General features: G+C 68.8%; 6 protein-coding genes. 1 reads left to right on the forward strand and 5 read right to left on the reverse strand.

Going from position 1 to position 5284, the window contains the following annotated elements; all coding sequences use genetic code 11:
- On the forward strand, positions 1-690 hold a 690-nt coding region (locus BDIM_RS17630), incomplete at its 5' end, for a lytic transglycosylase domain-containing protein (protein WP_040346947.1).
- Between the two features lie 195 nt (positions 691-885).
- On the opposite strand, the gene BDIM_RS12160 is transcribed toward BDIM_RS17630, so the two are convergent.
- The 5 genes from BDIM_RS12160 to BDIM_RS12180 form a co-directional block, all read right to left on the reverse strand.
- Entirely contained in the window at positions 886-1542 is a 657-nt protein-coding gene (locus BDIM_RS12160) for a glutathione S-transferase (RefSeq protein ID WP_003165888.1), read from the reverse strand.
- Between the two features lie 27 nt (positions 1543-1569).
- Positions 1570-1890, reverse strand: coding sequence for a DMT family transporter (locus tag BDIM_RS12165; RefSeq protein ID WP_003165889.1), 321 nt, complete (start codon positions 1888-1890; stop codon positions 1570-1572).
- Positions 1891-2109: 219 nt separating this feature from the next.
- Positions 2110-4485, reverse strand: a complete 2376-nt coding sequence (locus BDIM_RS12170) for a TonB-dependent receptor (protein ID WP_040346064.1) — start codon at positions 4483-4485, stop codon at positions 2110-2112.
- Between the two features lie 117 nt (positions 4486-4602).
- Positions 4603-4911, reverse strand: coding sequence for a hypothetical protein (locus BDIM_RS12175; protein WP_003165892.1), 309 nt, complete (start codon positions 4909-4911; stop codon positions 4603-4605).
- The coding region (locus BDIM_RS12180) for a hypothetical protein (RefSeq protein ID WP_169312148.1) at positions 4874-5284 on the reverse strand (411 nt) is incomplete at its 5' end. The genes BDIM_RS12180 and BDIM_RS12175, both read right to left, overlap by 38 nt.

Here is a 5284-nt window from a genome sequence, read left to right on the forward strand (position 1 = left end):
GCCGCCAGCGGCGACAGCGCCGCGCGCCAGATGTGGGTCGGCCTGTATCGCCTGGTCGCGCCCGGCCGCGCCGCCCAGTCCGAGGCCAGCCGCATCGACGCCGTCCGCTATCCGATGCCGGACCTGCAGCCCATGGGCGGCTTCACCATCGAGAAGGCCCTCGTCTACGCCATCGCGCGCAAGGAGACGGACTTCAACGCCAACGCCCGTTCCGGCGCCGGCGCCTATGGCCTGATGCAGGTCATGCCGACCACGGCCGCCCACATGACCGGCGACCAGGGCTATGTCCGCACGCCCCAGCGCCTGCTGGACCCGGCGGTGAACATGAAGCTGGGCCAGGACTATGTGAACCGCCTGTTCCAGATCGAGTCCTTCCAGGGCGATCTGCTGAAGGCGGTGGCCTCGTACAACGCCGGGCCGGGGCCGATGCTGGCGGCGATCCGCAAGCTGGGCGCCGACGCCGATCCCCTGCTGCTGATCGAGACCATCGACGTGCCTCAGGCGCGCGAATACGTCGAGAAGGTCGTCGCGGCCTACTGGATCTATCAGCGCATGATGGGCGGGCCGGTGAAGACGCTGGACGCCGTGGCCTCAGGCGCGCGCGCCGTGCCGATCCGCCTGGATTACGTCGCGCCGCCCCCCGCCCCCTTGCAGGTGGCAGAGGCCGTGCTGGGCGGCGGCTCGCGCTGAAGCGCGATAAGACGCCTCAGACCATCAGGGTCAGAAGCGACGTCCACACCAGGGCCATGACCACCGCCGCCAGGGCGTAGGCTCTGGCCGTGCGGCCCCAGTCGGTGTTCCTGCTGATCGTACGCATGGCTCCGCCCCTCCGAGAACAAGCTGGACTATAAGTCCGCTCTCTTAAACCCGCGTTCTCAGGATCGGTTAATCAACGTTAGATGACAGGGCCGCCGCCTCCCACTCGCGGAAGTGCGGCTGGGCCAGAAGGGCGGCGACATAGGCGGCGGCCGTCCCGTCGTCGCCGTGAGCCGACAGGTCGATCTGATAGTGGCGCACCCGCGCCGCCACGGGCGTGAAGAAGGCGTCGGCGATCGACCAGTCGCCGAACAGCCACGGCCCGTCCGCGCCGAAGCGGTCGCGCATCTGTCGCCACAGCACGACCAGACGCGCCAGGTCGCGGTCCAGGCCCGGATCGGACGGCGCCGGGCTGCGCGCATCCCCGGCCATCGGATGATCCGGCCCCATGCCGCACAGGTCGCGCAGGGCGTGGAAGCCGGAGTGCATCTCGGCCGTCGCCGAACGGGCCAGGGCGCGCGCGATCGGATCGACCGGCCATAGATGCGCCTCGGGATAGCGTTCGGCCGCCCATTCGCTGATAGACAGGGTGTCCCAGATCGTCTCGCCCTCGACCTTCAGCAGCGGCACGAAGCCCGAGGGCGACAGGCGCCGCAGCTCAGCCTTTTCAGCCTCGGAGCGATACCAGACCTCGCGCGTGTCGAAGACGGCGCCCGCGCGCCTCAACACCAGCCACGGCCGCAAGGACCAGGTGGAGAAGAGGCGCGGTCCGACGATCAATTCCATGGCGAAGCTCCGAGGCTGTCGCCGTGATTAATGGCTGGAGGCGAGCTTCAGCACAACCAGGCCGCTGACGATCAGGACGGCGCCGATGACGCGCATCGGCGTGACCGGCTCGCCCAGCACGGCGATGCCGACCACGAAGGCCCCGACGGCGCCGATGCCGGTCCAGATCACATAGGCGGTGCCCAGCGGCAGGGTCTTCATCGAGATCGACAACAGGCCGAAGCTGACGATCATGAAGCCGATGGTGCCGATCGTCGGCCAGGGCTTGGTGAAGCCCTCGGAGGCCTTCATCAGGAAGGCCCAGACGATCTCGAACAGACCGGCGAGAAGAAGGAAGATCCAGGCCATGACTTGCTCCCTTGCATGGCGTGCCGGGTCGTCCCAGCGTCATGCCCAAGATGGGAGAGGTCGTCCTCTGATGCCGCCTATCTGGGACAGGCGGGTCTCAAGTCAAGGCTTGCCGTCCTCGGGAGCTTTCGCAGACGCAATATGCCGTCAGGTGGAGGCCATTTTGCATCAGTGGAAGGGGGGAGCGGGCGGTCTCCCGCCTGCTCCCCTCGCCCATCATCAGCGCATGATCCGCAGGGTCACGCCCACCGTGCGCGGCGCCCCCAGGAAGGCGCCCAGCGTCCCCGTCTGGAACGGCGCGCCGAAGGCCACCTGGCGATAGTCCTGATCGAACAGGTTGCGGCCCCACAACTCCACGCTCCAGGCGTCATCGCGGGCTAGCGCGACGCGGCCGTCGACCAGCCAGAAGCCCGGCTGGCTCTTGGCCGGGTCCAGGTCCGAGCCGGTGTTGTATTCCGACGAATATTTGGCCGCCAGCGTCACCCGCCCGGTCAGCCCCGCCGCCACCGGCCGCTCATAGGTTCCAGCCAGAGACCCGCTCCACAACGGCGCGAAATTCATCCGCCTGCCCGCCAGCAGCGGCAGGCCCGGCACCGCGTCGTCGCCATACTCCGTCTGAGCGTAGGTCAGGCCGCCCTGCAGCGACAGGCCCTCGAACGGCAGGAACATGAAGTCCGCCTCGACGCCCTTGGCCCGCACCTCGGGAATGGAGCGGACCAGGAAGGTCGTGCCCAGGAAGGTGTTCAGCTGGAAGTCGTCATAGGTCTGGCGGAAGGCGGCGGCCGAGACCAGCAGGCGCCGGTCCAGCATCACGCTCTTGATCCCCGCCTCGAAGGCGTCGGCGCTCTCGGCCGGGAAGGCGCGCGAGGCGTCGGGGACCAGATTGGTCTGTCCCCGGTCCAGGTTGAAGCCGCCGTTCTTACGCCCTCGCGACCAGGAGGCGTAGAGGCGCGTTCCTTCGGCCGCCTTGAACTCGGCGCGGGCCATGCCGGTCCAGGCCTCGTCCTTGACCGTCTCGGACTGGCTCAGGCCGTTGAAGGCTGGGTTCGACCACGGCAGGCACAGGATGGCGTTGCGGACGCCGTTGGCCAGGGCCGCCGCGCAGGCGCGGCCGCCGTCGGTGTTGTGATAGGCGGCCGTCATCTCCTTGGTCTCATGGGTGCGGCGCAGCCCCCCGGCCAGAGTCAGCCGGTCGGTCACGGCGTAGGAGAGCTGGCCGAACAGGGCGGCGCTGCGGGCCGTCTGCCAGTAGCGGTCCAACTGGCCCTCGCCCTCGACGAAGCTCTGGCCGACGGAAAGCCCGGTGATGCTCGACACGAAGGCCGGGTCGCCCAGCGGGTCCGACGCCGAGCGCGACAGCAGGCGGCTGACATAGCCTTCGTAATCGGCGCCGTAGAACAGGCTGTCGCGACGGGTCAGCTTCTCATCGGCGAAGAAGGCGCCGGCCGACCAGTCCAGCTTTCCGCGCTGGCCCGACAGGCGGAACTCCTGTGTCAGGGTGCGGAAGCGGTTCGACCAGCTGCCGTCGTCCGGGCGATAGGCTAGGTCGGCCGAGGTGAAGTCCCAGTCCTGGCTGATGACGCCGCGCCAGTCGCGCACCGCCGAGGTGCTGTCCAGCCTCGCCCAGCCCAGATCGGCGCTCAGATGCAGGGCCAGGCCCTTGTCGCGGATGCGGGTGTTGGTGTCGCGGTTGGAATAGGCTGTGCGATCCCACGGCTTCGGCGTCGCCGCCACGCCGCCGTCGGGCGCAAAGGTCGCCAGCAGGGGCGCGGTGGCGCCCGTGACCAGTTGCACGCCGACGCAGCAGCGTTCGTCCCGCTCGGTCCAGTCGGCGGTCAGGCGGGCGGTCAGGTTCGGCGTGGCGCGCCACAGCAGCTGACCGCGCACGGTGTCGTAGTGTTCGGTCTGATCGTCGGTCGAGGTGCGCGGGCCCTCCCCGATCTTCACGTCATAGAGGCCGTCGCGGCGACGCGCGGCGACATACAGCCGCCCGGCCAGAACCTCGTCCACGATCGGGCCGGTCAGGGAGACCGAGCCGCCGTGCGTTCCATAGTCGCCGAAGGTCGCCTCGCCCGCCATGCGCGCGTCGAACGAGGGGGCGGCGGTGACGACGTTGATGACGCCCGCCGAGGTGTTCTTGCCGAACAGGGTCGCCTGCGGGCCCTTCAGCACCTCGACGCGCTCGACCTCGCCCAGATCGCCCAGGGCCGCGCCGTTGCGGGGGCGATAGACGCCGTCGATCATGACGCCGACCGAGCTTTCGACGCCCGGATTGTCGCCCACCGTGCCGACGCCGCGGATGCGGGCGGTGGTGAAGGTCTGGTTCGAGGTCGAGGCCACGATCAGGCCCGGCGCCAGGATCTGCAGATCCTTGATGTCGCGCACGCCGACGCCGTCCAGCAGGGGCTGGCTCGCCACCGTCAGCGACAGCGGCGTCGCCGCCAGAGGCGCCTCGCGCCGCTCGGCCGTCACCACGATCTCGGACACCTGGGTCGGTCCTTCGTCAATGGCCGCCTCGGCCATGACGGGCGCGGCGAAAGCGAGCACGGACAAGGAGGCGGACGCGAGAGACGCGGCGCGAACAGCAGAAATCATGGGAGGAAAAACCGCTTTGCGGAGCGACGGCGCAAGGCTTCGTCGCGGACTGTCAGCGGATGTAACAGCCCCGTCGGCGGGGCGGAACCCCCGCCGACGATCATCAAACGATGACTTTCAGGCCCGCCCGGCCAGCGGTCCCGAAGCGCGCGGAGCGAAGCTGTGCTCCACCCGGCTGCGGTGGAAATCAACATCATTGCGGACCGCGCCGCCGACCCGGCAGAGCTCCTCCAGGCCCCGGCCGCCGCCGCTCTGATGCGACGTGATCAGATCCAGAAGACGCTCGGCTTCGGCCAAGGTCTCCGGCCGCTGCTCCAAAAGCCAGACCTCAAGCGCGCCCAATTCAACCGTCAGCCCTCCTTCACGAACGGAGGCCTCCAGCCGATTGTCATTCCATTGACGGAGCAGCGCGCGCGCGGCCTCCATCGTCCAGTGTCGAGCCATCTCGCCCCCCCAGGGCGTAGCGCCGGTCGGCCTCGACCTCCCAGACGCCAAAAAATAATGTGAGCACGATCAGGAACCACAGCCCCCAGATCAGCGTGAACAGCGCCCATGCCAGAGGCTCCGACGACAGGAGCGGGGCGCAGTAGGCCAGAACACCCACAAGCTGAAACGCAGACGCCAGAACGATCCACCAGCGACCCGCACGCTCTGCGATCAGCCACAGCGCCACGAAGGCCAGGCTGTCGACGAGCATCAGACCGAAGTAGAGCCCGTTCCATGTCAGATCCTCGACGGCATAGGAGGCGGCTACGGTCATCAGCATGACGGCGGCGGCCGCACGGTCGCCAGGACCGCC

The organism is Brevundimonas diminuta ATCC 11568, from assembly GCF_000204035.1.
In the GTDB taxonomy this organism is placed as follows: Bacteria; Pseudomonadota; Alphaproteobacteria; order Caulobacterales; family Caulobacteraceae; genus Brevundimonas; species Brevundimonas diminuta.

Coding starts and splice junctions, on each gene's coding strand:
- BDIM_RS12160 (WP_003165888.1), bottom strand. CDS start 1,542: ATGGAATTGATCGTCGGACCGCGCCTCTTCTCCACCTGGTCCTTGCGG.
- BDIM_RS12165 (WP_003165889.1), bottom strand. CDS start 1,890: ATGGCCTGGATCTTCCTTCTTCTCGCCGGTCTGTTCGAGATCGTCTGG.
- BDIM_RS12170 (WP_040346064.1), bottom strand. CDS start 4,485: ATGATTTCTGCTGTTCGCGCCGCGTCTCTCGCGTCCGCCTCCTTGTCC.
- BDIM_RS12175 (WP_003165892.1), bottom strand. CDS start 4,911: ATGGAGGCCGCGCGCGCGCTGCTCCGTCAATGGAATGACAATCGGCTG.